This is a genomic window from Kroppenstedtia sanguinis, assembly GCF_050433445.1.
Classification (GTDB): Bacteria; Bacillota; Bacilli; order Thermoactinomycetales; family DSM-45169; genus Kroppenstedtia; species Kroppenstedtia sanguinis.
Genome location: NZ_JBNPXF010000013.1, coordinates 60,900 through 87,545 on the forward strand (window position 1 = coordinate 60,900; position 26,646 = coordinate 87,545).

Genomic DNA, 26,646 nt, shown 5'->3' on the forward strand with positions numbered 1-26,646 from the left:
CCCCCTTTACAGTTAATGTACGTACAATTATTGTACGTACATTAACTGTAAGCGATTTCATCCAGCTTGTCAAGAACACCCGTAAAGCCTTTCAATAGGTTGGACTGTGACTGGAGAGCAATCCGTCTGATTCACGATCCTTCAAGGCCATAGTCTTCTGTAGAATCATGCTGATTAGCAATATTTAGGTAGAGCGATCCTGCTAGTGCCCCTTCAGAGAAGATTGTGTGGAAAATCACAGTAAGGCGAGGACGGTGAGGATTTGATTCGCCTTTGCGCTCTTTGCAAGAGATCGGAGCTGCCTCACCGTCCTGCCCCCGCCATACTGAAATACAAGATCAAAGTTGCCTGAAGGGGCACTAGAAACGTTGAGACTTCCAGCGTTTGTAGACGGTCGAGATCAAAGTGGGACAAACCATTTAAGGAAAGACGGTTCCCTCTGGTTAGACAAACAAGATCCTGTCCCGAGTAAAAACATCGGTGAGAGGGAGGGGTTTCACATGGAATGACTTTGGCTCGTCAGACATCCCCGCTGGGTAGAATGGATATTTGCAATTCAGGGCCTCAGCCTGTTTTCTGATTGACCCACATCCCTGAGCGCTGTATACGAGTGTGGGCCGGGTTCTGCAGAATCGAATTCCCCCGTTCTTTTGATTATGAAGGAGAAATAGACATATCTTTAGGCTGTCCCGGTCTTAGTATTTACATTTACAGCCGCTTATTGTAATATGTCACTCATACCTAAAACCAACTAAATGAATCGGATAAGGTGGTGTGATTCTTTTGTCTATTTCAACTTCTGCTGCCCAACCCTTGGGCACCCAGAGGCCTCTTCCCTCTGCACCGGCTCTTTCTTCCCCTCAGTTTGGGGTACTGGCCATCGCGGTCATTGCTATCGGCGGACTGGGTGCGATGATCAACGGAACCCAAGGGTTGAAACAGTGCCTACTATTCACCATCGGTCTACTACTGGGATTTACTCTGTATCATGCCCGGTTCGGGTTCACTTCGGCTTTTCGCCAGTTGCTCTCGGTGGGACAGGGAGCCGGCTTACGCGCTCATATGCTGATGCTGGCCGTCGCCTCCACTCTGTTTGCCTTGATCTTCTCCTCTGGATTCAGCTTCTTTGGGGTGCATCCCCAGCCCTCCGTCTCCCCCCTCAGTCTCAGCCTCCTCGTCGGAGCCTTTCTGTTTGGGATCGGGATGCAGTTGGGAGGAGGTTGTGCTTCCGGAACCTTGTACGCTGTAGGGGGCGGGAGCGCACCTGTCTTCATTACCCTGATCGCCTTTATCGCCGGATCGGTACTGGGCGCCTGGCATTGGGGCTTCTGGACTCAAGAAGTTCCTTCCTTGCCTCCAGTCTCCCTGGCGGAAACCACCGGCCTGGGCTATGGTGGCGCTTGGATTTTACAGATGGCGCTCTTCGCTGCCATCGCCGGAATCACGGTCCTCATCGGTCGCAAGAGACGCCCGCCAATGATCAAGCCACTCCCCACCGCCAAGGGATGGAGACGGTTGCTCCGGGGATCCTGGCCCTTGTGGGCGGCGGCGGTGGGTTTGGCAGTCTTGAATGCCCTCACCCTCACCATCAAAGGAGAACCCTGGGGGATCACCTCCGCCTTCGTCCTGTGGGGATCCAAATTCATGCAATGGATCGGGATCGATGTCACCCATTGGGCCTATTGGTCCGGCGAAAAAGGCGCCGTCTTAAGTAAGCCTGTCACAGCTGATGCCACCAGCGTGATGAACTTCGGCATCATCCTCGGCGCTATGACAGCGGCGGCCGCTGCTGGAACCTATGCCATTCGCAAGGTCCGCGGACGGGTCGCTCTCGCCTCGGTGATCGGAGGTCTGATGATGGGTTATGGTGCCCGACTCGCCTACGGATGTAACATCGGAGCTTTCTTCAGCGGCATCGCTTCTTTTAGTCTTCATGGTTGGGTTTGGATCGGGATGGCCCTGCTGGGAACCACCGTCGGCCTCCCACTGCGCAGGCTCTTCGGCATGAAGAATCCCAAGCCCGATGATTCCGTCTGTTAAAAAACCGATCCCTAATGGGGGATCGGTTTTTTCATGGATCTACATCTGAGCGACTTCCCAATGATCAGATGTGACAGGAGGATTGTCCTCGCTTCTCGAGGTAACGTTGATGATACTCCTCCGCACGGTAAAAGGGGGCAGCCGGTACAATCTGGGTCACCAAAGGATCTTTCCATTTACCTGAGGTTTCCAACTCCTGTTTGGATTTTTCCGCTGCTTCCTTTTGTTCCGGCGAATGATAAAAGATCACAGACCGGTACTGGGTACCGAGATCTGGACCCTGCCGGTTCAGCGTGGTCGGGTTATGATTCTCCCAAAACACCCAAAGCAATTCCTCATAGCTGACCTGCGAAGGATCATACTCCAGATCCACCACTTCAGCATGACCCGTTCGGTCGGTACAGACCTCCTCATAAGTGGGGTTTTCTGTGGTCCCCCCCATATATCCGACAGCCGTGGAGGTGACACCTTTTATCTGGCGAAAGAACTCCTCCACGCCCCAAAAACATCCTGCTCCAAATGTGGCTCGTGCCATCAGACAACACTCCTTTTCCATCACCGGGCATCTTCCGGTTTCTTCTTATCCTACCCAAGGATGAGTCCGGCGACAATCCCTCCACGAAAAACTATCATAGAACCTTTCGCTCTATTTTATAATTTCCAAGAAATCTTATAACTCAATTCAAAAAGCGTTACTGATATCACCCGCGGTTGCGCGACCATTTGGCGATCTGTAACAGGAGGGCGACGGCATTCGCACATATTCCCTGAACTGGAATAGGCTATGGTCATAACCCGAAACCCGACTGTTTCACGCGGTTCCACAAATTCATGGTATAGATGAGCATAATCCTGTGGATACTTGGATGTCTCAACCGTAATATTCCTCACATCCTGGTTTGCATGGGAATAGGAATATGGGTGTTCGCTCATTTCACAAGGGAATTTATAAGGAGAATGGAGGAACTTTTTTCATGGCCACCCTTACATCTTTTAATATGATAAACGTGGGCTCTTTGCAAAACGACTCCGGCGTGTTTATCGGCCAAAATAACCAACCTGGCTGGGACTCCCACCAAAAGCAAAATTCAGCAAATTTAATGTACGGTTTTTTTAACACATATCCAGGAAATCTCAACGCTATTTCCGATAACGATGCCATAGACTCCCCAATCAACGACCAGGACATTAAAGGCGGATCAACCCTGCAAGGGGTATAGGAGAATCGATATGAGCAATCAAAACGAAAATGCTTTGGTCCAATTCGGAGACGTGTCTGTCACCGCGATTACAAACGCCAGCGGTGTATTCGTTGGAACGAATACACAATATGGTTGGGCCTCACACGAGAAAGAAAATGAGGCCTTCGGATTGATATTCGGAGATTGGAACGGCGTATACAGCAACATCAATCTTCTCTTTGACAGCGATCTGATTGACGCGCCCATTCAAGATTCGGACTTATTCCACTCAAAGTGAAACTACTTGTGATGCCCCATCGCCCTTCGGGATGTATTCACGACCATCTCCTTCACCCAATCGGGAAGATCTGCGTCATCGGAAAGATTCAGCATATCAATTAACTCAGAATCCGTAACAGCTGACTGTGCTTCCGTTAACCGGTTGTGATCCCCCCCACCTCACCGAAACCTTGTGTATGTTTTTTGTAGTTGTCAAAATCCGTGGGCCAGTTATTCCCCAAATTGACACAGGAAGCCCCTTCCACACTTCCGATACGGATGTGACCGATATAAAATGTCGGTGATAATAAGGTCGACATGGGGTTTTTCCCTCCCGATTCATGGTGATGATCGTTTAAATTTGAAACAGTATCCGTCAGCTGTCTGATCCATATGGAATGAATCCCCGGTTGTGTGATTATCCTCTGCACGGTTCTTGAACTCGGTCTGTTTTTTCTCATCCTGAACGACACGGACACCAAAGTTGTTTCCCAGGTTCAGGGCCCCGCTCACCGTTTGAACATCAAGCTGATCCAGGCGAAAAGTGAGCCGTTCCAATACAGGCTGGTGAGCATGAAGATGCTCTATGTTCACCGTGTACTCAAAGTTTTTATGGGCTAATTTATCAAGTTTCTGTTCCACTCGATCCAGTCGCTCCTGCATCTCTTTGCTCATGATTTCGGCTGTTTTTGCCCTGCGGCGTCTAAACATGTGGATCGTCGGCCCTCACACAAAGATGGTTCCCCGCATAAAATAAAGTCATCTCAATGACCCTCATCATGTTGTTTTTTCACCCATTGATCGATGAGATCTGAATCGATAAGAATATGGATACCCTTGCAGGTGAGATTCCCATTCCCCGAAAACGTGCCGAATCCTTCATTTTGTTTACTTTCATGTCGCCATCCGTACTGTACGTTATGACCCGTAAACACACCCGAAGCATTTGATATTTCGGTTATTTTGAGACTGTCAAAAAAAATGCGGGCCAATGTTAATCCCTCCGATTTTTAAATACCATGTCTCCCCTATTTTATTGGGCTTCAGGCAGGATTATTTCAAGATACTGAACAGACTGAATGGGGGTAATGGAAATGACCGGTCCTCAAGACCAATTTAACCCGTTTGGTCCCAACTGGAACGATTTCAGAAAACATTTTGATCCATCTCAAAAGGGTATCCCGAACCAAGACTCATCATGGATAGAGGATTATGTAAAAGGGGTGTTATCTCAAGTTCTACCTGATGATACTATTCAAAACCATTCCATCCCGATCCGCTTGCGTCCGGATGTTATCGACACCCACCATTACATCATTGTACGGGCAAAAATTCCCGAACACGCAAACACAAGAAACCTGAAAGTATTCTTTAATACCGGCCAGGTGCGCTTATCCGGACTGACTGAGAAAGAAGAAGTAGTTTCACTCCCTTCTCCCGGCCGCTACAACGGCAGCAAGGCAATCTTCAAAGATGATATCCTGGAAATCAGGATTCCGAAAGAATTAAATGAACCCGATCGGGAAATTACGATACAATTTTTATAAACAGAAGTTCCGATCCGGACCGCAACAGACACAGTCAGCGGAATCCCGTTCACACGAACCACCATTCTTGCAAACTTCCTTTTTCCCCCCTCGAGACAAGCCCGAAGGCAAACTCCTATTTGGAGTCCTTTTGAGCGTTAAGTGAAATTGATCATTCAAAAACCAGGGGAGGTACGAACCGGATGTCTCCTACTTCCCTCCCGATCACTTGCCGCAACCAACCACACAGATTTTTCGACGACGACTCGATCGGTTTCCTGAATTGACAGGAAGACGATAAAGAAAAGAGAGAAGCAGCGGCTCACCACCGGCGCTTCTCTCTTTTCCAATGTTCACTTCTGGATCAATTCCAGCTCCACAGGGTGGAACTTGTCCACTTTTTCTCCTTTGGCGGCTTGGATGGCTACTTCGATTCCGGTCTTCCCGATTTCTTCTGGTTTCTGGGCGATAGTGGCTCCAAGATCCCCTTTTTTGACTGATTTGACCGCATCATCCGTGGCGTCAAATCCGACCACCACGATCTCTTTTTTGGCAGCCCGGATCGCTTGCTGGGCACCTAAAGCCATTTCGTCATTATGGGCGAAGACGGCATCGATCTCCGGATGGCTCTGAAGGATATTCTCCATCACCGTCAGCCCTTTGTCCCGGTTGAAGTTGGCCGGTTGGGAGGCGACCACTTTCACATCCTTCTCATCATCTACCGCCTGGTGGAAACCCTTGCCCCGGTCACGGGCGGCGGAGGTTCCCGGAATCCCTTCCAATTCAACGATGTTGCCTTTGTTTTTCAGCTGTTCCAGAATGAACTCCCCAGCTGTCTTTCCGCCGGCTACGTTATCCGAGGCGACATGAGCGACAACCTCGCCCCCTTCGGATTCCCGGTCGACGGTGATGACGGGGATCTTCGCATCATTGGCGGATTCAACAGCGGTGGAGACAGCTTTGCTGTCTGTCGGGTTGATCAACAGGATGTCCACATTTTTCTGGATCAGATCTTCTACATCGTTCAGCTGTTTGGCGTTATCGTCCTGGGCATCCGCCACAATCAACTCAGCACCCGCTTTTTTGGCGGATTTCTCCGCCCCTTCCTTCAAAGAGACGAAGAAGGGGTTGTTGAGGGTGGAGACGGACAGACCGATCTTCACCTTGTCACCGGCGGCTTCCTTCTCCTCTTTTTCTAGGCTCGATTCGCTGGAACAACCAGCCAGGATACCGACAACCAGCACCACAGCCAACAACAGAGTCCAGGTCTTTTTCACTTCGGGTCCCTCCTCAAAAATTTTTATACAAAAGTCCCATGGATCGGGTTCAGGATTTCTTGGATCGATCCAGTAGCACCGCCAGCAGGATCACTCCACCCTTCACCACTTGTTGGTAGAAGGAGGAGACGTTGAGCAGGTTGAGTCCGTTGTCCAGCACTCCGATGATCATGGCACCGATCAATGTACCAACGATCCAGCCCCGGCCTCCAGACAGGCTCGTCCCGCCGATGACCACAGCGGCGATGGCATCCAGTTCATAACTCGCCCCAGCTGTCGGCTGGGCGGAGTTGAGACGGGCAGTCAAGATAATACCCGCCAAGGAAGCGAACAGACCACTGATCGCATACACCCATACCTTCACCCGGTGGGTCCGGACACCCGAGAGCATCGTCGCTTCCTCATTGCCCCCGATAGCATAGACATGACGGCCGAAGGTGGTATTTTTTAGGACAAAGTAAAGGATAAAGAAGGAAATCAGCATCCAGATCACCGGGATCGGAATCTCCAGGAAATATCCCTTGCCCAGCATGGAAAAGAGTTCATTCTCATAAGCGATGGGACGCCCTTCGGTATACACCAGGGTTAGCCCACGGAAAATAGTCATCGTCGCCAGAGTGGCGATAAAAGGAGCCACTCGCCCTCGGGTCACCAATACTCCGTTGATCGTTCCCATCAGCGTGCCTGCCACTAACCCGGTCAGGATCGCCAGAAAAGGATCCATCCCGGAGGCCAACATCCCTGCACTAAAAGCTCCAGACAGAGCCAGGATGGAACCGACGGAAAGATCAATTCCCCCGGTTAGGATGACAAAGGTCATCCCAAAGGCCAGCAAGGCGTTGATGGAGATCTGCCTGAGCACATTGAAGATATTGGTCATGGTCAAAAAGTCCTGGCTGATCAGCGACAATACGACCACGATCACCCCTAGACCTAAGAGGGGACCGATTTTCTGCACCCAACCTACTCGCATCGCGGAGCTTTTCAACGGGGTTTGCATCACACTTCACCTCCCGAGGCGGCTCGCATCACTTTCTCCTGTGTCGCCTCACCTTTTGCAAAGCGGCCGGTGATCCGCCCTTCGTGCATCACCAGCACCCGATCGCTCATCCCCAACACTTCCGGCAGATCCGAGGAAATGAGCAGGATTGCCAACCCTTCCTGGGCCAATCGGTCGATCAAGCGGTAGATTTCCTCCTTGGCCCCGATATCCACACCCCGGGTGGGTTCATCCAAAATTAGCACCCGGGGAGAAGTAGCCAACCACTTGCCGATCACCACTTTTTGCTGATTTCCTCCGCTTAAGGTACGAACCTCCTGTTCCGAACCGGAAGCCTTGACGGACAGGGTGTCCACGGTCTCTGCAGTCAGACGAGCCTCTTGCTTCCCGTGAATCACGCCCCAGGAGGAGAGAGAAGAAAGGCTGGGCAGAGACAGATTTTCCCTGACAGAGAGGGGAAGTACCAACCCCTCCTGCTTGCGATCTTCTGTAACATAGGCGAGGCCGTGTCGAATGGCATCTTCCGGACGTCGGATTCGAACCTCTTGCCCATCGATCCGGAGGGTTCCACCCTCCGCTTTTCTGACCCCGAAAAGAAGATCCGCCGTTTCCGTTCGACCGGCTCCCATCAACCCCGCCAGTCCCACGATCTCCCCTTGACAGATGGAGAAAGAGATGTCCTCCACCTCTCCCTTACGGGTCAATCCCTCGACAGAGAACCGTTCTTCTCCGGGGGGGACAGGATGGCGAGGATAACGGTTCTGGATCTCCCGGCCCACCATCATCTGGACCAGTTCATCCATGTTCGTCTCCCTGCTGACCCGAGTTCCCACCGTTTCCCCGTCTCGCATCACTGTGATTCGGTCACAGATTTCAAAGATTTCCTCCATCCGGTGGGAGGTGTAGATCATCCCCACTCCCTGTTTTTTCAGGGAACGAATCACATCAAACAAGGACTCGATCTCCCGGTTGGTCAGTGCCGCTGTCGGCTCATCCAGCACCAGGATCTTGGCCTCCAGGGAAAGCGCCTTGGCGATCTCCACCATTTGTTGCTGACCGACGGAGAGATCTCCGGTTTTTACTGAAGGATGGAGATCCATTCCCAAGCGTTCCAGCCACTTTTTCGCCTCAGCTTCCATTCGACGCCAGCGAATCCAGCCCGTTCGCCCCCAGACAAATTCCCGGCCAAGAAAGAGATTCTCCATCACCGAGAGGTGGGGCACCAGGTTGAGCTCCTGATGGATCATGGCGATACCCAATTCCGTCGCCTCCCGGGGTGTGGAGATGTTCCGTTCCTCACCGGCGATGGCCACCTGGCCTCCCTCTCTGGGGTAGATCCCGCCGAGAATCTTCATCAGCGTGGATTTGCCAGCTCCATTTTCCCCCATGAGGGCGTGGACTTCTCCTTTTTCCAGGGAGAAGCCTGCATTTATCAACACTTGGACACCGGAGAAAGATTTTTGAATTTGAGTCATTTCTAAGAGTGGTTTGGCCATGATTTCACCTTCTTTCAGAACAGGACACCAGCCTGCAAGACCAGATTGGCATAGGGCGTGCATTCCCCGGTGCGGATCACCGCTTTTGCCTTCCGGGTTAGCTCTTTCAGCTCTTCATGAGAGATCGTCTCCCATGGGATTCCCGGAAGTGCCTCTATCCACTGTTGATGGAGAGAGGGGCTTACCTCTGTCGTCTCCTGGGCCAGAATCGCTTTTTCCACCGTCATTTCCGACAATACCGCCTCCAGTGTCTCCCACAGGCCTGGAGTGCCTGGACGTACTGCCAGATCGATTCGCTCCGTCTCCGCCGGGATCGGCAGGCCAGCATCCGCAATCACAATGAGATCCGTATGACCCAGTTCACTGATCACTCTGGACAGGTGACTGTTGAGTAGCATCGTCTTTTTCAATAGTCGACCTTCCTTTCCCTTCCATGAAAAACTTCCACTTCCTGTCGCGTCGGCATGCCGTCCTGCGCTCCCAGTCGGGTGACAGCCAAAGCGGCCACCTGGCCTGCGAAGTCGACAGCTTCTGTGAGGCCCTCTCCCTCAGCGAGAGCGCAGGCGAGCCCCGCGTTAAAGGCATCCCCTGCCCCGGTGGAATCCACCACGTCCACAGGATGGGCCCCCACTTGCTGGAACCCCTCTGCCGACAGGAGGGCCGCCCCCTGCTCCCCCAGTGTGGTCACCACACAGCCCACCCCCTGTTCCAACAGCACCTGCATCGCTGCTTCTAAATTTTCTTCCCCCGCTGGATGCGCAGAGAGAAGCTCCAACTCAGTACGGTTGGGGGTGATCACATCTGTCAGCTGATACAGCTCTGGGGGCAACTCCTGGGCGGGGGCGGGATTCAGCACCACCGTTTTCCCCAGTTCTTTGGCAATCCGGGCCGCCGTGATCACCGTCTCCAGTGGAATCTCCAACTGTAACAGCACCACATCCACGCTGGCGATTCGCTCTCGATTGGCCTCCACATCACTGGGGAGGCAGTGGTTGTTGGCTCCCTGGACCACGATAATCCGGTTGTCCCCACCAGAGAGCAGGATCGATGCCACACCGGTAGGAGTGATGGAAACGGTTTTCACCGCCGTCGTTTCCACTCCGCTCTTTTGCAAAGATTCCAACAGAGACTGGCCAAAGGGATCCCCTCCTACGGAACCGATCATCTGAGTGCGGACTCCCAGCCGGGCTGCGGCTACAGCTTGGTTGGCTCCCTTGCCGCCGGGAATAAAGTGGACTTCCTCTCCCAACACCGTCTCTCCGATCTGCGGCAGTCGCCGGGTCTGAACCACCACGTCCATGTTCAAACTGCCGATCACCGCCACACGAGCCGATCTCTCTTTCAATTCCTTCGCCTCCTCGTCGAATCCCGCTGAATCAGATGAGTATCCAGCTCCAGGTCCACCATCTGATCCGTTTTCTCTTGTACCCGGTCGATCAAGTGCAGAGCCGCCCGCGCTCCGATCTCATAGATAGGCTGGGCCACCGTGGTCAACTCCGGTTCGGTCCACTCCCCGGCGCCCACCCCGTCGAATCCGCACAGGGAAATCTCTTCCGGCACCTTCACACCCATTCGATGCAATGCTTTGAGCGCACCCACCGCCATCAGATCATTGCCAGCGAAAATTCCATCGAGATCGGGATGGAATTCCAGCAAGGCTTGAATGGCCCCCTTACCCCCGGCAATAGAAAAGTGACCGGGCACGATCAGGGATTCTTCAAACCACGCACGTCCTTCCACCATCTCCCGGTATCCTTTCAACCGTTCCTCAGCCGTGATCAATTCCTGCGGGCCGGCGATATGGGCAATCTTGCGACATCCCGCATCCAGCAGATGCTGAACCGCCAGCTTCGCTCCCTCGGCATTTTTCGAACGGATCACGGAACAACCACCTTGACCTGGAGCCCGGTCCAATACCACCAAGGGGATGTGGTGACGGACCATATACTTCAGATCCTCTTCACTCAGGGTGCTGGAAGCGAAAATGATCCCGTCGATATATTTTTGGTGGAGCACTTGTATATAAGATTTCTCCCGGACATCCAAATCATCGGAATTGCAGATAATAACTGTGAATTCCCGGGATCGAGCCGTATCTTCCACCGCCCGTGCCAATTCCGAAAAAAAAGGGTTCATAATATCCGGCAGGATCATGGCAATCGTTCCTGTTTTCCGGCTGGTCAAACTGCGGGCCACGGAGTTCGGGCGGTAGTCTAACTCCCGGATCACCTCCCGCACCCGAGCCTCCGTCTCCAGGTTCACATACCCTTTTTTGTTCAAAACCCGGGACACCGTCGCTACGGAAACCCCGGCCTCTCTGGCCACATCTCGGATCGTTGTCATACGCTGAATTCACTCCCTGTGTAACCGGTTACACACAAAAAGAAAAAAAGAGAAGGCCAGTCATTCTGTAACCGGTTACACACAGATTATACCTTCTGCAAATAGCGTGTCAAGCTCCAATAGATAGAAATTTGAACCCAATGTGAAGTCCTGCGGAGCATGCAATTACGGTTTTAATAGAAAAGCACCACGGGTTTTCCATGGTGCTTCTGCGTCAAACTTGAGAGGGTTTCTCCGGCCGATCTTTACAAAAGTGACACATCGGATCTGAACAAGCTTCTTCCAACCATTCATCACACACAGGACAAAACATAGCGTCAACATCCTCATTGAATCCTACTCTACCATGACATACTGGACATCGCTCCACTGAATAACCACCTTTTATCACAGCTGAGGAACCCGGTATTTTAAAGTTTAAACAGAGGTCGATTCGATTTCCTGTCTCTTACAGGAGGAGCTCATTTCATAATCCTGCGGAGTAATTTCAATCCGTTTTTACTGGAGGGATAGCGGAAGGGCAGGTCAAACTTTTGCGTCTGTTTGAGGACGCTCTTCTGGTGAGAGAAACAGTCAAAGCTGTGTTTGCCATGATAGTTTCCGAGCCCGCTGTTGCCCACACCACCGAAGGGGAGATGGGGAGTGGCCAAGTGCATGATGGTGTCATTGATACATCCGCCACCGAAGGAGATGGAGCGCAGAATCTTCTCCTGTTTTCCTCGGTTGTTGGAAAAATAATAGAGAGCCAGCGGTTTGGGCTGCGCCGTCACCTGTTCCACCACTTGGGAGAGATCCCGGAAAGTCAGGATGGGCAGGATCGGGCCGAAAATTTCATCCTCCATCACCGATTGTCCCCATGTGACGCCCTCTAGCAAGGTGGGAGCGATTTTCAGCTGTTCCGGATCCGTCTCCCCGCCGAGGAGGGTGGTGTCTTCTTGAAGATAGGCGTTGAGGCGGTTAAAGTGCTTCTCATTCACTATTCGGGTGTAATCGGGATTTTGCAGGGGAGTCTCCCCGTAAAACTGCCGGATCGCCTTCCCCAGCTGCTGGATCAGCTCTTCTTTTCTCTTTTCATGAACCCAGAGATAATCTGGAGCGACACAGGTTTGGCCTGCATTTAACCACTTGCCCCAGGCAATCCGCTTGGCCGCCAGGGAAAGATCGGCATCCTGATCCACAATCGCCGGGCTCTTGCCGCCCAACTCCAAGGTCACCGGGGTCAGGTGTTGGGCGGCCGCCTCCATCACGACTCGACCCACTCCGGGGCTCCCGGTAAAAAAGATTTTGTCAAAGGGTTGCTTCAACAATTCGGTACTGGTCTCGACACCGCCCTCCACCACGGTCACATGACCGGGATCAAAGGTGTCCGCGATCAGATCTGCCAACAGAGCGGAAACATGGGGAGTCAACTCCGATGGTTTGAGAACCACACAGTTGCCTGCGGCGACCGCCCCGACCAAAGGAGAGAGTGCCAACATAAAAGGATAGTTCCAGGGCGCGATGATCAGGGAGACACCATAGGGTTCCGGGTAGATATAGCTGGAGGAACCCATATGAGTGAGGGCGGTTTTCACTTTTTGTGGCCGAGCCCAGAACTTGGTGTTTTTAGTGACGAAGCTGATTTCCTGAACCATATACCCGATTTCAGAGATAAAGGCTTCCTGTTCCGATTTGTTAAGATCCTGTTTCAGCGCCGCCATGATCTCCCCTTCCCGGGATTGAATCGCCCTGCGCAGTTTTTTCAGGCTTTCTAAGCGAAAATCGGTCTCCTGTGTTTTTCTGCTACGGAAAAAGGCTCTCTGGTTCTGAAGCAGGGAGGTTGCATCCATCATCTGTCGGCCTCCTCCAAAGATTCATTTTCTTCACTCTACCATAGTTTGAGACAGGGTACCCCCTTTTCACACAAACCACCACTCTCCTATTGCATACCATACCGCGAATTTCCCTAGAAGCATGGTGATTACCCATTTTTGCAGAGGATCGGCATAGGGTTTCACATGCCGTTTTCGTTATTCTACGGATCCAAAATCACTCCATGAGAAACCCAACCCTCCCTGTATAACCCTAGGCACGACTTGTGTCCTGTGAGTATGACCGCTTTTTCACAATGCTTTTAGAATGGCTTCCGCCTCGGTCACCACCTGGTGGACCAACTTCCCGGCTCCCTGCTTACGGGAGAGACGCAGTCCCTGACCGGCCCAGAGGCTCATCCGTTCCGGATCCTTTTGGCGGGCGGCGGCTTGGCGAATTTCTCTCGTCAGAGCGTTTTGCACTGGGTACGGGGGGATCTTCGCTTCCCCTCCCGCCAGCTCGTCGATCAAGCGGTTACGAATTCCCCGGGCGGGTTTCCCTGAAAAGGCCCGCGTCACCACGGTGCCATCCTCACTCCCTTCCAAGATTTGCGCCTGATGCACTTCATGCGCCCCGCTTTCCGAACAAGTGAGAAAAGCCGTCCCCATCTGCACGCCTGCAGCTCCCAAGGCCAAAGACGCCGCCAATCCGCGACCATCCATGATTCCACCAGCGGCAATCACTGGCAACCCGATCCGATCGACCAACTGAGGAACCAGCGCCAGGGTACCAACCATGCCCTGTTCATAGGTCCCGGCAAAAGTACCCCGGTGTCCGCCAGCCTCCGCTCCTTGGGCTGTCACCAAATCCACCCCTGCCGCTTCCAGGAGTTCCCCCTCCCGTACTGTGGTGGCTGTTCCGATCAAGATCGTGCCCTCCGCCTTCAGCCGATGGAGCCACTTTTGTTCCGGAATGGCAAAGGTAAAGCTGAAGACCGGGATCTTCTCCTCGATCAGGATCTCTATCTGCTCTGCGAAGGAGGGAGCATACCGAGTGGGCACCTGCGGTTCCAGCCCCATCTCCCGATAGATTGGTGCCAATAGTTCTCTCCCCTGTTTCAACTCCTCAGCAGAGGGAGAAGGCTCCTGAGTGACCAGCAGGTTGACAGCAAAGGGGTGATCGGTGCGGCTTCGGATTTCCCGGACCGCTTTTCGAATCTCCTCCGGTGACAAATAGCCTGCACCCAGCGTACCTAATCCCCCCGCATTAGAGACCGCCGCTACTAACTCCGGCATGGCAGCCCCACCTGCCATCCCTGCCTGAATCACAGGATAACGGATCCCTAACATCTGGGTTAATTGGTTTTCTTTCCACATGCGTAGCTCCCCCTTTGGCTTCCTCTTTTTCTAATTCTGCCGGATAAGCCAAGGGCTAAACCCGCTTCTTTACGGAAACGGGTCGAAGCCCTTCCTTAGCAAAGGCAGTTTCACTTCACACACTCGTATTTTATCACGGTTCAATCCCATATGATCAAAGTCACCCGATGCAACACCCATTTTCCGTAAATACACAGCCTCCAAACAACAAACCCCCCCGCTTTCTCTGTCGAAGCGGGGGGGGATTTCCTTCTCAGCGCAGAGCATCCAAGGCCTCTTTTACCTGCCGGATCTGCTGATGCAGACTCTCCCGATCCACCTCAGTCTCGGGCTCCTCTGCGGCCATCAGGCGGCTCAGTTCCAGTTCCAAAGTGCGGATTTTGTGATCCGTCTCCAGGTCCGTCGGGCGTTCTGCTCGTTCCCGGAGGTGCTCTCGATAGGCCTGGGACCCCCCTGGCCAAACCTTCATGGTTCCTTCTTTTAATACCGCCACCCGGTTGGAAACTCGGTCCAAAGAATACCGATCATGGGAGACCAGCACCAGGGTGCCGGGATAGTGGTTGAGAGCTTCCTCGATCCGCTCCCGGGTGGGGATATCCAGGTGGTTGGTCGGTTCATCCAGTACCAAGAGATTCGCCTCGGAGAAATAGAGATGGACAAAAGCCACCCGACACCGCTCCCCCATACTGAGATCACCGATTCGTTTGTGCACATCCTCCCGCCGGAATAAGAAGGATGCCAACACCTTCCGCGCCTCCCCCGCCGTCATGCCGGGAAGGGAGAGCATGCTGTCCAATACAGTCTTCTCTAGCTCCAGATCCTCCAATTCCTGGGCGAAATAACCGATCCGTAGTGCCGGATGCCGATGCACCAGCCCCTCTGTAGGCGTTAGCTCACCAGTGATCAGTTTCAACAGGGTGCTCTTCCCACAGCCATTGGGACCCATCACCGCCAGTCGCTCCCCTCTAGAAAGGGTCAGATTCACCTTTTGTAGCACCTGATGCTCCCCATAGGAAAAACTGACCTCCTCCAACCGCACTAACCGGTGAGCCGCCAAAGCCTCACCGCCGAGGTTTGCCTGGATTCGAGGATCCTTCCGGGGCCGCTCCACCTGCTGTTCCTCCAGACGCTTCAAGGCCTGCTCCTTGGCCTTCAGCCGGGTCTGGTTCTTATTCGCTTTTTTCTTGTAAAAGGGGTTGCGCTCCCCAGCGGCGGCATGAGCCTGCTGGAACCAATCGCTGTAGCGGCGGATCGCCTCCTCCAGCCGTTTCTTTTCCTGCTGTTGCTTGCGGTAAAGGGCCTCCTGCTCCCTTTGTTCCCGCTCCCGTTCCCGGATGAAGTCCGAGTAGCCTCCTTTGACAGATCGGGTTCCTCCTGCGGTCAGTTCCACGGTGGTGTCAGCCACCTGATCGATCCAAGCCCGATCGTGAGAGACGATGAGACAGGCTCCTCGAAATCCGGCCAACCACTCAGTAAACCAAGCCTGGGTTTCCTCATCCAGATGGTTGGTCGGTTCATCCAGCAGGAGGAAAGAGGGGTTCTCCGTCATCGCCCGTGCCAGCCGAGCCCGGGTCTTCTGTCCTCCGCTCAGCTGTTCGTAGGGAAGCTGTTGCCGCTCCAGGGGAAAGCCCAGTCGATGTAACACCCCTTCCGCCATCGTCTCCCACTCATACCCACCCAGAGATTGGTACTCCCCCTGCACATCGCTGTAACGCTGAAAAAGAACGTCGTCTCCTGAAGCCATCTCCTCCTCCAGGCGAGTCAACTCCTGCCGCAGCGCAAATCGTTTGGAGTCGGCGGAGAGAATCCAATCCTGCAGACTCATCCTCTCCGGGACCGACGGCTGTTGCTCCACCCATCCCCACTGGGAAACCGGCACATGGCGATGAATTTTCCCCGCATCGGGAGTGATTCTACCGATCAGACAATCCAACAAAGTCGTTTTACCGACGCCGTTGGCACCGATCAGAGCCACCCGCTCTCCTTCCCGGATCGCGAGATCCACCTTTTCAAAGATTCTCTTCCCATCCCACTCTTTCATCAAGCCTTCCGCCTTCAACACCCACATAAAAACCCCCCGCTTTCCGTATAGGCTATGACCATGAACAGCACAGGCGCCGTCCCGGTTCCGCCTCGGATAGCAGAGGGTCTTGATTCCATCCAACGATTTAAAACAGGAACCAAAGAAACCTCAGCGGTTTTCCATAGGAAAAACCGCTGGGCTCTAGATCCGACCACTGATGTGAACCGGAGTCTCCCAAAAAGGGCAGACTTGTCCCGACCGCTCTGCTCCAGAGCAGAAAATGGCGCCGTATCCGATTGGTTACGGTCTTAACGGTCGAAACGCATCGCGGTTTTTTGGATACCTCCGGTTCTTGGAATACTTCCAGTATACATCCTTTCAAGGCATTTGCAAGCCGCTCTCCCTCAGAGAATTACGCCAGCATCATTCCTGGACCCACCCGTACAATTCCTCCATCGTCCATTGTTGAAAAGAACAACGCATCTCCTGTGAATCTATAGAGGAGGGAGTCCTCAAGACTACGGAACAAAGTGCATCCGACTCAGGCAGAGACATCCGGGTAATAAAATACTGGTACCGGTGATCTGTGGTTTCCCCCCAATTTCGGGGCACTGTAAAGGTCTTAGGCGGTAGTGAAAAACCGAGGCCCTCCGCTTTCATCACCGCTTCCTTTCGTGTCCAAAGGAGAAAGAAGGCCTGCTCTTTCCTCGCCAAAGTGGGCTGAGATTGCACCCAGGCCATCTCTGAGGGCTGAAACACCTGATCCATCACTTCAAAAGGGGCTTTTCGGATCCGTTCCATATCGATCCCGACTCCATCTCGAGAGGACAAGACACAGGCGATCAGACGATCGTATGGGTGAGATTAAAAAAGAGTGCTGGCGTTTGGTCTGTTTTTAAAAACAGCTTGCCGTAATCATTCCGAACCAGGCGAATCTCTTCAGGTGGAAGTTGCAGCCGAACACCCAGCAGTTTTTTCAATAAGACTCTTCCTGTGAGAAACTCGATTTTTTTAAAATCGAGGCGGTACCGGTCATAGGTTTGTTGTTCCTCCGGATCAAGAAATGAGCGAAATCTGCTGAGAAGATCCGAAGAGACCCCCCCAGGAATGCTCACCCAATACGTTTCCAGATGGCTCATCGACGTTACCTCCCCCCTTCAGATCAATTGAATCTTAATTTTCAGTCCAGCAGAGGGCCAGCGGATGAAACCCCTTGCTCCTGGCAAAGAGTGCCTAGAAGTGTTGTGAACCGTTCAGGGAGGGTTCTGCTGTGTTTCGCATGTCGGCGCGCACCCAAGTCATTCCGGAGCCCTGTGCGCATACCCATATAGGGAGAACTCTCCATTCATTGCAGGGGATCGAAAAGAGTGATATATTTTCTTCTGTATTTGGGTTTAAAGTTGGACCACTTCCCAATCCATTATACACAAGGGATTTTTATTTTCTAAACCCGGTTCCGAACTGGATCCCTACATAGATCTTGCGCTGACTCGCAAACGAAAATCAAACAGGGATGGATCCGTCACCATCTCTTTACCAGAACTCCCCCTAATCATTCCCGGAGGTATCTTAGAATGAAAACCGTAAAATCTCAAACTGAAACCTTTCAAAAGACAGGTTACATTCGTTTTGACTTTTCATCTGACCTGGGTCACCCCGAGTCACAAAAACAATTGAAGCAATTGGCGCAGGAGTTTGCGGAGTTGCCCTTGGATCCGTATAACCCCAACTCGCACCGTTACAGACGTTACTCCCGAGGGATCATCCTTCCGTGGAACAACGAATTCCACTGGTTGCCTAATTACCAAACACCAGATGGACAGCAACGGTGCGAGTACTTCCAGGGAGCTTATAACTCCGAGTACGCAGAGGAATACCGAGCCTTTTCACCTCTCTCGGAAGCAACCAAACAGATCCCCTTACTTTCTCGGATCATCCAGTACGACTATGAACAAACCTTTTGGGATCAGCGCACGTTGACGATGCCGATCCATGTGGGAGTTCATTTTGTCAAAATGCTCGTCCGTGACGCCCAGGCTGAATCTGTGGCTTCCCCTGATCATGTCCATCAGGACGGGGAACCCTTTACTTTCTGTCACTTGGTGGAACGGACCAACGTCCTGGGAGGGACCAACTTGATCGCCACCCCTGAGTGTGCAGGGAAAAAGCGAGAGGAAGTCCAACCGCACCAAATTCACGAGGAGTTCGAACTGAACCACCCACTGGAAAGCTATGGGGTTTGCGACCGGATGGTCAGCCATTATGTCAGTGGAGTCCGGTTAGGTGCAGAAGACAAAGTCGCCCTTCGTTCGGCTATCTTGATCGATTATGTCCCCACGGTGATCTCAATTCCGTGACCCTACCCAAGGATACAGGGAGATCCCTCTATCAAAGGAAAACCCGGCGGATGCATTCTGTGTGAATGCATCCGCCGGGTTTTTTATGAACCCTTTTTCATGCCACCTCTCCCTGCTGGGAAACCTCGGTCTGTCCTCTATTCCCAAACAGGGCGGTGACCAGGGAGGAGAGGAGCAGGGTGAAAGCGATGAGCCAGAAGAGGCTACCTCCACCGGCAAATTGGATCAGCCAGCCCCCGGCATAAGGACCCATCATACAACCCAGGGCAAAGTGGACATTGGCCACCGCATTGCCATCAGGAAGATTCTCCTTGGGCAAAAGATCCGCCAGGAACGTCAAGCCAAGAGAATAGAGGGAACCGAGCAGACCCCCGGCGACAGCGAACAAGCCTAGCAACAACCACTGTTCTCCCATCGCAAAGGGGATCGCCGCTATCCCCAGCCCACCGAAAAAGTAGATCCAGGTGAGGACCCGCTTACGACCCCAGCGGTCGCTCCAGACTCCCAAGGGCACCTGTAAAACCAGGGATCCGTAAACGAAGGCGGTGATCAATAGAGAGACCCAGGCTGGAGACAGACCTTCCCGCAACCCATAGACCGGAAAGCTGCCAGAGAGGGAGGCTTCCAGGAAACCATACAGAAAACCTGGGATCAAGGCGACAAAGCCCCAGCGATAGACCCGGCGTAGCCTGCCCGTACCTGTAGTAGCTGCAATCTGTGGCCGCACATCCTGCAACTGGGACGCCAGCATCCAGAGCAAGGTGAGCAGAATCCCCGCCGTCACAAAGGGAACCCACACGCCTAAGGGTAACAGGTTGAGTCCCAAGGGACCAGCACCAAAACCTAGCCCGTGCACAAGACCAAAATAGGCAAGGCGACGCCCCCGCAGATGTCGGGGGCTCTCAGAGGTGATCCATAGTTGGCTGGCATAACCCAGGATCCCATCCCCGATACCGATCAGAAAGCGGAGGAACATCCAACTGAAATAGCCTGTAAAGAGAGGAAACAGGAAGATACACAGGGCAACCGCCGCCATCCCGGTCCGGATCATCCGACGATATCCCCACTGACGAACCAACGGACCACAAAGGGGAGAAACCACTAATATCCCGATATATAAGGCGGCGGCATTCAGACCATTCAAACCCGCACTCACCCCGCGCCCTTCCAGTAGGGTGGCTAGCAAGGGCAACAACAACCCCTGTGAGAATCCTGAAACAAAAATAACCGCCAACAATAATCGAAATCCCTTTGCATGCGTGTGTTCACTCATCCTACCGTCCCCTGTCATCCCATGGTGATAAAAAACGAATTTCCGATTCAAAAAGGAAGATTCCCGCCCCATCCCGAAAGAGTAAATGATACGTAACGATGGACCCCAAGGAGGATCGGGATGAAAAATGATTCCAGCCGCAAAAAAATATCCTCGGCAAACAAATGGTTAAGCGGAATCATCGGACTGGAGGCCGCCCTGATTTTGGAATTCCTCTGGATCTTATATGAAGATCACATCCGCCTCCCCTTCCCCCTCCCCCCTTGGACCCGGGAGGGGATCTGCCTTGCTATCGGCATCTTGGTCATGCTTCTGCTCTTGTGGATCTTGAAACGCTCCCGCAGGCGAGAAGGATCTCATCCGTAAAACTACACACAAGAGAGCAACCCAGATGGTTTTTCCCATCCGGGTTGCTCTGTATTCGTGATTTTGTCTCTTACCGATCAGGCTTCAGGCAAGAATGTTAATTGCAGTATAAACAAAACCATGAACAGATACAAGAGGGGGTGAACCTCTTTTCCTTTTCCTCGCACCAGTTTCAACAGAGGATAGGTGATAAAACCAAAAGCGATCCCAGTGGCGATACTGAAGGTGAGGGGCATGCTCAACATGACGATGAAAGCGGGAAAGGCCTCCTCAAATTCATCCCACTGAACTTTGGACAGACCACTCATCATCAAACAGCCAACAATGATCAACACCGGGGCCGTAATCGCGGACAATCCCGCAATCTTGGCCACTAAGGGCTCAAAGAAGAGCGTTCCCAGGAACAGCAGACTGACCACCACTGCCGTAAATCCGGTCCGTCCCCCGACGGCCACTCCGGTAGTGGATTCTACATAGGCACTGGTGGGACTGGTACCCATCACCGCCCCGGTAGTCACGCCAACTGCATCCGCCATTAGGGCTGCCCTCATCCGGGGGAATTTTCCTTCCTTGACCAATCCAGCCTGCTCTGCCACTCCAATCATTGTACCGGTGGTATCAAACAACGTCACCAAGAGAAAAGCGAAAATCACGGCATAGAGCCCCTGTTCAAACACCTGAGGCAGAGCAGTGACGGCAGCACCGAAGGTGGGAGCCACGCTGGGGGGCCAAGTCACCCAATTTTCCGGGAACTGAAACAAGCCCACGATCCAAGCCCCTACTGCGGTCAATAGCATCCCGAGAAAGAGGGCTCCGGGGACACGCAGGGTCATCAACACCAGAGTGGCAAACAGACCAAACAGACTGAGCAGGGTCTCCGGGGAATGGAAATCCCCCAACCCGACCAAGTTCACCTCATCATTGATGATGATACCCGCCGATTTCAACCCGACGAAAGCGATAAAAAGTCCGATCCCCGCCGTGATCCCAAATTTGAGACTGGGCGGAATCGCTTGGATCAACGCTTCCCGAAAACGCGTGACAGACAGGATCAAAAACAGAATCCCGGCCACCAACACCGCTCCCATCGCCACCTCCCAGCCGATCTGGCCGTTGCCCACTACACTGTAGGCAAAATAAGCGTTGAGTCCCATCCCTGGAGCGATGGCGATCGGATAGTTGGCGAAGAGGCCCATGATCAGGGTGCTCAGCGCAGATGCCACCACGGTCGCCACAAAGACCGCACCAAAATCCATCCCGGATTTTTCGAGAACCGCCGGATTTACCACCACAATATAAACCATCGTCAGAAAGGTGGTTAACCCCGCCAACACTTCCCGTGGAATATTCGTTCCTTTTTCCCGAAAACCAAACAAACGGTCCATCATACAGCTCCTAACCCCCAAAAAACGAACATTATAACCACGTATACAATAATAATTCGTTAATAGGTAAGGTGCAAGCTCTTTTTTGCACTTCTGACTCTGTTTTTATACCCTTAGTTTAACCAGTCACCTCCACCAGGTATGTCTCAGGATTCAGACTCAACCGAAAAGGAGCTGTGTTCGATTTATGGAATGGCTGAAATCTCTTGCCACTGCTGGAATCATCATTCTGATCTCCATCGCGGTTTACGGCGTGGTAAAAAGTGTCATCACCCGTTTGATCGAAAGACGGATGGCAGCCGGAAATTCCTCTCAACCCCGAGTGGATACCTTGCGAACCTTGGTAACCAGTTTGATCGGATACATCATTTTCTTCATCGCCCTAGTCGCCGTCTTGGAAGAGTTTCATGTAAATGCCACCGGCCTCATTGCCAGTGCCGGAATTCTGGGATTGGCCATCGGTTTCGGTGCCCAGGGCCTGGTCAGCGATGTGGTGACCGGTTTCTTCGTCCTGCTGGAGAACCAAGTCAACGTGGGAGAGTACGTAACGGTCAACAACTTTTCCGGAGTCGTGGAGGAGACCGGCCTGCGCGTGCTGAAAGTCCGGGGGTTCAATGGGGATCTTCACTTTATTCCCAACCGGGAGATCAACTCCCTGACCAACCACTCCCGAGGCAATATGCAAGCTCTCGTCGATCTCACTGTCGACTATAAAGAAAATGTGGATGAAGTGATCCGGCTCCTGCAAGAAGAATGCGACCGGATCGGGGAGCGCATGTCCGACATCATCGAAGGCCCCAATGTACTAGGGATTCAAAGCGTGGGAACCTCAGACATCGTCATCCGGATTCTCGCCAAAACAAAGAACGGGGAGCAGTGGAAGGTGGAACGAGAGCTTCGTAAAGAGTTGAAAAAAACGCTGGACGAAGCCGGAATTAATCTCCCCTGACTCTCCCGCCGAGATCCATCAAAACTTCACCTTCTATTAACTTCTCCTTTACACCGATACGATAACATCAAACTCAGCGGATACCCCCTTGATCCCCTTTAATGATCCAGCGTTTCCGGACCTCCACGGTACCCCCTCCGTGGGCGGTCCATTTTTTTGCTTATTTCTTCTGTCTTCTCCATGCTATAATGAAGGCAAGCCATCAGCGGAGGGAGGGATTCTGATGTACCATCTGACCGTTTATGATCAAGAAGGAAACAAACTGGTGGATGAACCCATCACTGCCCAAACCGACGACGAGGCCAAACAAAAGGGACACACCCTTCTCCAAGAGAAGAAACACCAGGGCCATCCCTTCCGGATCGTCCATTCCGCCGGTCGTTTGGTGGAGTTCCAAAGCCACCAAACCAAAAAGGCGACTTCTTGATCCCGCTATGAAGACGGAATGTTTATATGGACAGCAAAAAAACCGGAAACTTTCTTCCGGTTTTTTGCTGATAACCTCACTCCTCCATATCTACTTGGGCTGCGACACTCAAGGCCACATTCCCTCGCAGCGCATTGGAGATCATGCAGGTCTGCTCCGCTGTTTCCGTCAAAGCTCGGGCCTCTTCCAGCTGTTCCTCTGTGACTGCCGCCCCGAGAGTCAGACGGGGTTTATGGGTGATGCTTTCAAATCTGAGACGTCCTTTGTTTTCACTCACCACCCCGATCGACTCCAGTGACAGCTTCTTCACTGGAATTCGACGGCGTTCCAACATCGCCGCCAAGGTAATGATATAACAGGTGGCTGCAGCGCCGATCAACATCTCATCGGGGTTGGTTCCCACTCCAGGGCCACCCATCTCCTGAGGAATCGAGATCTGAGTCTCCAGATTCCCCGCCGAAATCCTGCCGTCTGCATTTCGTCCTCCATTCCAATCCGCAGTGAGTCGAAATTCATGTTCCGCCATGTTCACCCTCTCCTTTCAAGACTATGCCCCTGATCTCTCATTTAAGGTTACAATCAAAAAACAATACCGTAAAGAAAGGTGATAAAAAAACCGTCGGATTCTGCCGACGGTTGGGTCAGTTGCGGGACAATCGCTTGATAAATGCCTCCGCCTCCCGCTCGATCAACTCTTTGTCATGGTCCAACGTGGCCACGTGATACGAGTTTTCCAGCTCGATCAGGCTTTTTTCAGCACTGTTGAGGTTGTCGAGGAGGAACCGGGAATTGGAAGGAGGAACAACGTGATCTTCCTTTGACATCAAAATAAGGGCCGGACAGGTGACAGAAGGGACCTTCTTTCGGACAACTTCCATCAATTTCACAATCTCTTTCACCGATTTCACCGGAGTCTTTTCGTAGGCAAGCTCTTTGACTCCCTCTGCTTTGATATCGGAGCCGATAGCATCCAGGAAGCGGACTTTATTCTCCACCGCCGTCCGTTCCAGTGAATCCATTTTCATCGCCGCGTTGATCAATACGATCCCCCGAGTCTCCGGATGGCGATGGGCCAGCTCCACAGCTAGCGTCCCGCCCATAGACAAGCCGACAACAAAAATCCGGGAACACTTCTCTTTCAGCATCCGGTAGCCGGCATCCGCTGATTCGATCCAATCCTGATAGGTTGTCCCCTCCATCTCCTCATAGTGGGTGCCGTGTCCCTTGAGCTGAGGACCGTAAACGGTGAATCCGCACTTCGCTAGATATTCCCCCAGCCCCCGCATGCTCTGGGTAGTTCCGGTGAAACCGTGCTGTACCAGGACCCCGACCTCATTTCCGGGAAAGTGGAAGGGCTCTGCCCCTTTCATCACCGGATATGTTCCCGCCATGTGACCACCTCCCTCTTATCATTCTTCAATCCATTTCACCATGAAAACCGTAAATCCTTCTTTCTGTGAAAGCGTTTGAAGAAAAAGAAGGAGGAACGCCCTCCGGGGCGCCCCTCTTCTTACCGGCGTACTTACCCATACAACTCGCTGAATTTCCCTTTCAGATAACGGATATAAGGATCGATCGACAGTTTGGAACCGGTGACCCGCTCCGTCAGTTCATCTGCAGTAAATTTGGCCCCATGCTGATAGATTTCTTCTGTCAACCACCCCCGCAAGGTGCCGAATTCCCCCTGTCGAATCTGGTCAGAAATCTCCGGATGTGCCTTCAGTGCCCCTTCATAAAACTGGGCACTCAAGATATTGCCGATAGTGTATCCCTGGAAGACGCCCCCGATCGTATCCGCATACCAGTGTACATCCTGCAGCACTCCATCCCGATCATCTGCCGGAGCGATCCCCAGATCCTGACGATAACGCTCCCGCCAAGCCTCTGGCAAATCCTTTACCTCCAGCTTCCCTTCCAGCAACGCCAATTCCAAATCGAATCGGATCATGACGTGAAGATTGTAGGTAAGTTCGTCCGCATCTGTCCGAATCAGGGAGGGCTGAACTTTGTTGACGGCCCGATGGAAGGTATCCAGGGAAACCTGGCTCAACTGTTCCGGGAAGGTACGCTGCAATTCCGGATAGAAATACTCCCAAAAGCCCCGACTTCTGCCGACGATGTTTTCCCAAAGACGGGACTGGCTTTCATGGACCCCAGACGAGGTGCCTGTCGCCAAGGGAGTTCCCTCATACTCCATCCGGATGCCCTGTTCGTACATGGCATGCCCTGACTCATGAATGGTGCTAAACAGGGCTTCGCCGAGATCGTTCTCTTTGAAACGAGTGGTAATTCGTACATCCCCCAGAGAAAACTTAGTCATAAAGGGATGATGAGTTTTATCTTGGCGGCCTCGACTGAAATCGTAGCCCAGGCGTTGGATTACCTGCTCACCGAAAAGCCGTTGTGTCTCTTCTGGATAGATCTGTTTCAGACAGGAATCATCGACCGGTGCTTGATCCGTCACCCTTTTCACCAGGGGAACCAGCTCCGCCCGCAGATCGGCGAACAACTTTTTCAGAGTGGAGGCCTTCATCCCCTCGTCGGAAAAACTGATCAGGGGATCCGCGATATGCTCGTACCCTGGAAAATAGTCCGCCATCTGGCGACTCAACTCCAAGGTTTTCTCCAGATAAGGCTGAACTTTTGAAAAATCATCTGCAGGACGGGCTTGCGTCCACACATGGAAGGTCTCCGCCGTGTGAGTGGTAAACTCCGCCATAAAGTCAGCCGGTACCTTCGTCGCCTTTTCATACTTTTGACGTGCCGCCCGGATCAGACCCGCTTCGTCGGAATCATAGGGCAGACTTTCTCCGTAGGGAATCAGCGCATCCACCAGACGTCCGATCTTCGGGTCGGTCATTTTTTCGTGGGCCAGTTTCCCCAAAGTCGCCATCTGGCGCCCTCTCGCCGCGGCTCCCCCCTGGGGCATATAGGTGGATTGATCCCAGTTCAGAAGTGCATTGGCATGCTCCAGATCATACACTTCAGTTAACAACGCCTTCAATTCGTTCAGTTGCTTTTCCATCCCCAACCTCCTCAGTATCCTTTCCTAGGATACAAAAATATGTATTTACACTTCCATGTTACTCCTGCTGGGGGTAAAGGATCAACGGGGTTTCTATAATCCCGCACAAAATCAGTACGTTTTTTATAGAGGGGAGATCGATCATCAGTACCTGTAAATGCGTAGGAAGCTTGTTGCCTCTAGAAACGTTGTGATATCTGCGTTCATCGACAGCCGGGATGGGGTTTCACATTCCAGCATCAAAGTTCTGACGATCCAAAATCGCTCCATGTGAAACCCCGCCCTCCCTATATGGAGCGAGGTGCAAACCGACTCTAGGCAGGGCAGGTGTCCAGTGTGGGTATGGCGACATTTCGTAATGTTTCTAGGCGTTCTCTCGTAAGACTTCTCCGCTTCGTAGGATGATTACCTCTGCTCTAGGGCTTCAGTCCATTGAGATTGTAGTGCCTGTGGCACTTCCTCGATTTCCAATTGTAGTGCCTGTGGCACTTCCTCGATTTCCAATTGTAGTGCCTGTGGCACTTCCTCGATT

General features: G+C 52.7%; 27 protein-coding genes. 8 read left to right on the forward strand and 19 right to left on the reverse strand.

Features of this window, described 5'->3' with window-relative positions:
- The first annotated feature begins 774 nt into the window (after window positions 1-774).
- The gene (locus JOD24_RS09570) at window positions 775-2,040 is read left to right on the forward strand and encodes a YeeE/YedE family protein (protein WP_429246808.1); all 1,266 of its coding nucleotides are present in this window, start codon (window positions 775-777) and stop codon (window positions 2,038-2,040) included.
- Window positions 2,041-2,104: 64 nt separating this feature from the next.
- Here JOD24_RS09570 and msrA read toward each other — a convergent pair whose 3' ends face one another.
- Entirely contained in the window at window positions 2,105-2,575 is a 471-nt protein-coding gene (msrA, locus tag JOD24_RS09575; RefSeq protein ID WP_429246809.1) for a peptide-methionine (S)-S-oxide reductase MsrA, read from the reverse strand.
- A gap of 439 nt (window positions 2,576-3,014) precedes the next feature.
- Between msrA and JOD24_RS09580 the strand changes: the two genes are divergently transcribed.
- Together JOD24_RS09580 and JOD24_RS09585 are read left to right on the forward strand one after the other, a co-directional pair.
- Complete coding sequence (locus JOD24_RS09580; RefSeq protein ID WP_380162879.1) at window positions 3,015-3,260, forward strand: hypothetical protein; 246 nt, start codon at window positions 3,015-3,017, stop codon at window positions 3,258-3,260.
- A gap of 10 nt (window positions 3,261-3,270) precedes the next feature.
- Window positions 3,271-3,519 (forward strand): hypothetical protein, encoded by a 249-nt coding sequence (locus tag JOD24_RS09585; RefSeq protein WP_380162878.1) that lies wholly within the window; start codon window positions 3,271-3,273, stop codon window positions 3,517-3,519.
- Between the two features lie 136 nt (window positions 3,520-3,655).
- Here the strand turns inward: JOD24_RS09585 and JOD24_RS09590 are convergent, their stop codons facing one another.
- Window positions 3,656-3,820 (reverse strand): hypothetical protein, encoded by a 165-nt coding sequence (locus tag JOD24_RS09590; RefSeq protein ID WP_429246810.1) that lies wholly within the window; start codon window positions 3,818-3,820, stop codon window positions 3,656-3,658.
- A 19-nt stretch (window positions 3,821-3,839) separates the two neighbouring features.
- Window positions 3,840-4,175: a hypothetical protein gene (locus tag JOD24_RS09595; protein ID WP_380162876.1), complete on the reverse strand. Its 336-nt coding sequence runs from the start codon at window positions 4,173-4,175 to the stop codon at window positions 3,840-3,842.
- Window positions 4,176-4,594: 419 nt separating this feature from the next.
- Here JOD24_RS09595 and JOD24_RS09600 point away from each other — a divergent pair, with 419 nt between their 5' ends.
- Window positions 4,595-5,047 (forward strand): Hsp20/alpha crystallin family protein, encoded by a 453-nt coding sequence (locus JOD24_RS09600; RefSeq protein WP_380162875.1) that lies wholly within the window; start codon window positions 4,595-4,597, stop codon window positions 5,045-5,047.
- 332 nt (window positions 5,048-5,379) lie between these two features.
- Here JOD24_RS09600 and rbsB read toward each other — a convergent pair whose 3' ends face one another.
- The 11 genes from rbsB to JOD24_RS09655 form a co-directional block, all read right to left on the reverse strand.
- The gene (rbsB, locus tag JOD24_RS09605) at window positions 5,380-6,303 is read right to left on the reverse strand and encodes a ribose ABC transporter substrate-binding protein RbsB (RefSeq protein WP_380162874.1); all 924 of its coding nucleotides are present in this window, start codon (window positions 6,301-6,303) and stop codon (window positions 5,380-5,382) included.
- Window positions 6,304-6,352: 49 nt separating this feature from the next.
- Entirely contained in the window at window positions 6,353-7,303 is a 951-nt protein-coding gene (locus JOD24_RS09610; RefSeq protein WP_380162873.1) for an ABC transporter permease, read from the reverse strand.
- A complete protein-coding gene (locus JOD24_RS09615; protein ID WP_429246811.1) occupies window positions 7,303-8,799 on the reverse strand; it encodes a sugar ABC transporter ATP-binding protein in 1,497 nt (498 codons plus the stop codon). Before JOD24_RS09615 ends, JOD24_RS09610 begins: the two co-directional genes overlap by 1 nt.
- Window positions 8,800-8,813: 14 nt before the next feature.
- Window positions 8,814-9,209: a D-ribose pyranase gene (gene rbsD / locus JOD24_RS09620; RefSeq protein WP_380162871.1), complete on the reverse strand. Its 396-nt coding sequence runs from the start codon at window positions 9,207-9,209 to the stop codon at window positions 8,814-8,816.
- Window positions 9,206-10,144 (reverse strand): ribokinase, encoded by a 939-nt coding sequence (gene rbsK / locus JOD24_RS09625; RefSeq protein ID WP_380162870.1) that lies wholly within the window; start codon window positions 10,142-10,144, stop codon window positions 9,206-9,208. The genes rbsD and rbsK overlap by 4 nt, the downstream gene beginning before the upstream one ends.
- On the reverse strand, window positions 10,141-11,142 hold the full coding sequence (locus JOD24_RS09630; protein ID WP_380162869.1) for a LacI family DNA-binding transcriptional regulator: 1,002 nt from the start codon (window positions 11,140-11,142) through the stop codon (window positions 10,141-10,143). Before JOD24_RS09630 ends, rbsK begins: the two co-directional genes overlap by 4 nt.
- Window positions 11,143-11,603: 461 nt before the next feature.
- The gene (locus JOD24_RS09635) at window positions 11,604-12,974 is read right to left on the reverse strand and encodes an aldehyde dehydrogenase (RefSeq protein WP_429246812.1); all 1,371 of its coding nucleotides are present in this window, start codon (window positions 12,972-12,974) and stop codon (window positions 11,604-11,606) included.
- 270 nt (window positions 12,975-13,244) lie between these two features.
- The gene (locus JOD24_RS09640) at window positions 13,245-14,309 is read right to left on the reverse strand and encodes an NAD(P)H-dependent flavin oxidoreductase (RefSeq protein ID WP_429246813.1); all 1,065 of its coding nucleotides are present in this window, start codon (window positions 14,307-14,309) and stop codon (window positions 13,245-13,247) included.
- Between the two features lie 253 nt (window positions 14,310-14,562).
- Window positions 14,563-16,377, reverse strand: coding sequence for a ribosomal protection-like ABC-F family protein (abc-f, locus tag JOD24_RS09645; protein ID WP_429246814.1), 1,815 nt, complete (start codon window positions 16,375-16,377; stop codon window positions 14,563-14,565).
- Between the two features lie 378 nt (window positions 16,378-16,755).
- The gene (locus tag JOD24_RS09650; RefSeq protein WP_429246815.1) at window positions 16,756-17,163 is read right to left on the reverse strand and encodes a 4'-phosphopantetheinyl transferase family protein; all 408 of its coding nucleotides are present in this window, start codon (window positions 17,161-17,163) and stop codon (window positions 16,756-16,758) included.
- A gap of 11 nt (window positions 17,164-17,174) precedes the next feature.
- Entirely contained in the window at window positions 17,175-17,471 is a 297-nt protein-coding gene (locus JOD24_RS09655; RefSeq protein ID WP_429246816.1) for a 4'-phosphopantetheinyl transferase family protein, read from the reverse strand.
- Window positions 17,472-17,906: 435 nt separating this feature from the next.
- On the opposite strand from JOD24_RS09655, the gene JOD24_RS09660 reads away from it, so the two are divergent.
- Entirely contained in the window at window positions 17,907-18,689 is a 783-nt protein-coding gene (locus JOD24_RS09660; protein WP_380162865.1) for a 2OG-Fe dioxygenase family protein, read from the forward strand.
- 97 nt (window positions 18,690-18,786) lie between these two features.
- Here the strand turns inward: JOD24_RS09660 and JOD24_RS09665 are convergent, their stop codons facing one another.
- On the reverse strand, window positions 18,787-19,962 hold the full coding sequence (locus JOD24_RS09665; protein ID WP_380162864.1) for an MFS transporter: 1,176 nt from the start codon (window positions 19,960-19,962) through the stop codon (window positions 18,787-18,789).
- A 120-nt stretch (window positions 19,963-20,082) separates the two neighbouring features.
- Between JOD24_RS09665 and JOD24_RS09670 the strand changes: the two genes are divergently transcribed.
- Complete coding sequence (locus tag JOD24_RS09670; protein WP_380162863.1) at window positions 20,083-20,328, forward strand: hypothetical protein; 246 nt, start codon at window positions 20,083-20,085, stop codon at window positions 20,326-20,328.
- Between the two features lie 77 nt (window positions 20,329-20,405).
- Here the strand turns inward: JOD24_RS09670 and JOD24_RS09675 are convergent, their stop codons facing one another.
- The gene (locus JOD24_RS09675; RefSeq protein WP_380162862.1) at window positions 20,406-21,713 is read right to left on the reverse strand and encodes an NCS2 family permease; all 1,308 of its coding nucleotides are present in this window, start codon (window positions 21,711-21,713) and stop codon (window positions 20,406-20,408) included.
- A 187-nt stretch (window positions 21,714-21,900) separates the two neighbouring features.
- On the opposite strand from JOD24_RS09675, the gene JOD24_RS09680 reads away from it, so the two are divergent.
- Both JOD24_RS09680 and JOD24_RS09685 read left to right on the forward strand, forming a co-directional pair.
- Window positions 21,901-22,662 (forward strand): mechanosensitive ion channel family protein, encoded by a 762-nt coding sequence (locus JOD24_RS09680; protein ID WP_429246817.1) that lies wholly within the window; start codon window positions 21,901-21,903, stop codon window positions 22,660-22,662.
- Window positions 22,663-22,885: 223 nt separating this feature from the next.
- A complete protein-coding gene (locus JOD24_RS09685; protein ID WP_380162860.1) occupies window positions 22,886-23,089 on the forward strand; it encodes a YhzD family protein in 204 nt (67 codons plus the stop codon).
- A 76-nt stretch (window positions 23,090-23,165) separates the two neighbouring features.
- Here the strand turns inward: JOD24_RS09685 and JOD24_RS09690 are convergent, their stop codons facing one another.
- The 3 genes from JOD24_RS09690 to JOD24_RS09700 form a co-directional block, all read right to left on the reverse strand.
- Window positions 23,166-23,615, reverse strand: coding sequence for an SACOL1771 family peroxiredoxin (locus JOD24_RS09690; protein ID WP_380162859.1), 450 nt, complete (start codon window positions 23,613-23,615; stop codon window positions 23,166-23,168).
- A gap of 115 nt (window positions 23,616-23,730) precedes the next feature.
- Window positions 23,731-24,480, reverse strand: coding sequence for an alpha/beta hydrolase (locus JOD24_RS09695; RefSeq protein WP_380162858.1), 750 nt, complete (start codon window positions 24,478-24,480; stop codon window positions 23,731-23,733).
- A gap of 131 nt (window positions 24,481-24,611) precedes the next feature.
- A complete protein-coding gene (locus JOD24_RS09700) occupies window positions 24,612-26,114 on the reverse strand; it encodes a carboxypeptidase M32 (protein WP_429246818.1) in 1,503 nt (500 codons plus the stop codon).
- Between the last annotated feature and the right edge of the window lie 532 nt (window positions 26,115-26,646).

Bases quoted from the DNA above. Each gene is read 5' to 3' on its own strand.
- JOD24_RS09630 (WP_380162869.1), bottom strand. From the start codon at position 11,142: ATGACAACGATCCGAGATGTGGCCAGAGAGGCCGGGGTTTCCGTAGCG.
- JOD24_RS09660 (WP_380162865.1), top strand. From the start codon at position 17,907: ATGAAAACCGTAAAATCTCAAACTGAAACCTTTCAAAAGACAGGTTAC.
- JOD24_RS09600 (WP_380162875.1), top strand. From the start codon at position 4,595: ATGACCGGTCCTCAAGACCAATTTAACCCGTTTGGTCCCAACTGGAAC.
- JOD24_RS09690 (WP_380162859.1), bottom strand. From the start codon at position 23,615: ATGGCGGAACATGAATTTCGACTCACTGCGGATTGGAATGGAGGACGA.
- msrA (WP_429246809.1), bottom strand. From the start codon at position 2,575: ATGGCACGAGCCACATTTGGAGCAGGATGTTTTTGGGGCGTGGAGGAG.
- JOD24_RS09610 (WP_380162873.1), bottom strand. From the start codon at position 7,303: ATGCAAACCCCGTTGAAAAGCTCCGCGATGCGAGTAGGTTGGGTGCAG.
- JOD24_RS09590 (WP_429246810.1), bottom strand. From the start codon at position 3,820: ATGTCGACCTTATTATCACCGACATTTTATATCGGTCACATCCGTATC.
- JOD24_RS09675 (WP_380162862.1), bottom strand. From the start codon at position 21,713: ATGGACCGTTTGTTTGGTTTTCGGGAAAAAGGAACGAATATTCCACGG.
- JOD24_RS09655 (WP_429246816.1), bottom strand. From the start codon at position 17,471: ATGAGCCATCTGGAAACGTATTGGGTGAGCATTCCTGGGGGGGTCTCT.
- abc-f (WP_429246814.1), bottom strand. From the start codon at position 16,377: ATGTGGGTGTTGAAGGCGGAAGGCTTGATGAAAGAGTGGGATGGGAAG.
- JOD24_RS09585 (WP_380162878.1), top strand. From the start codon at position 3,271: ATGAGCAATCAAAACGAAAATGCTTTGGTCCAATTCGGAGACGTGTCT.
- JOD24_RS09685 (WP_380162860.1), top strand. From the start codon at position 22,886: ATGTACCATCTGACCGTTTATGATCAAGAAGGAAACAAACTGGTGGAT.
- JOD24_RS09580 (WP_380162879.1), top strand. From the start codon at position 3,015: ATGGCCACCCTTACATCTTTTAATATGATAAACGTGGGCTCTTTGCAA.
- JOD24_RS09595 (WP_380162876.1), bottom strand. From the start codon at position 4,175: ATGAGCAAAGAGATGCAGGAGCGACTGGATCGAGTGGAACAGAAACTT.
- JOD24_RS09665 (WP_380162864.1), bottom strand. From the start codon at position 19,962: ATGAGTGAACACACGCATGCAAAGGGATTTCGATTATTGTTGGCGGTT.
- JOD24_RS09700 (WP_429246818.1), bottom strand. From the start codon at position 26,114: ATGGAAAAGCAACTGAACGAATTGAAGGCGTTGTTAACTGAAGTGTAT.
- JOD24_RS09695 (WP_380162858.1), bottom strand. From the start codon at position 24,480: ATGGCGGGAACATATCCGGTGATGAAAGGGGCAGAGCCCTTCCACTTT.
- JOD24_RS09670 (WP_380162863.1), top strand. From the start codon at position 20,083: ATGAAAAATGATTCCAGCCGCAAAAAAATATCCTCGGCAAACAAATGG.
- JOD24_RS09635 (WP_429246812.1), bottom strand. From the start codon at position 12,974: ATGATGGATGCAACCTCCCTGCTTCAGAACCAGAGAGCCTTTTTCCGT.
- JOD24_RS09680 (WP_429246817.1), top strand. From the start codon at position 21,901: ATGGAATGGCTGAAATCTCTTGCCACTGCTGGAATCATCATTCTGATC.
- JOD24_RS09640 (WP_429246813.1), bottom strand. From the start codon at position 14,309: ATGTGGAAAGAAAACCAATTAACCCAGATGTTAGGGATCCGTTATCCT.
- JOD24_RS09615 (WP_429246811.1), bottom strand. From the start codon at position 8,799: ATGGCCAAACCACTCTTAGAAATGACTCAAATTCAAAAATCTTTCTCC.